1 pseudogene is annotated in these 238 nt (G+C 68.9%); it reads left to right on the plus strand.

Annotation, left to right across the window (positions count from 1 at the left end):
• A pseudogene (locus IF61_RS33090) lies at positions 1 to 238 on the plus strand (NAD-dependent malic enzyme); the annotation flags it as partial.

The following is a 238-nucleotide window of genomic DNA, read 5'->3' on the forward strand; positions in this document are numbered from 1 at the left end:
GCTGCGGGTGGTGGGTAAGGCGATCGGTGACGTACGGGTCGTCATGTCGGGTGCGGGTGCGGCCGGTACGGCGATCCTGAAGCTGCTGCTGGCGGCCGGTGTCAAGCACGCCGTGGTGGCCGACATTCACGGTGTGGTCCACGCGGGGCGTGCGGATCTGGTGGATGCGGGGCCGGAGACGGCGTTGCGGTGGATCGCGGACAACACCAATCCCGAGGGCATCACGGGGACGCTGAAG

The organism is Streptomyces roseoverticillatus (assembly GCF_000719265.1).
Taxonomy (GTDB): domain Bacteria; phylum Actinomycetota; class Actinomycetes; order Streptomycetales; family Streptomycetaceae; genus Streptomyces; species Streptomyces roseoverticillatus.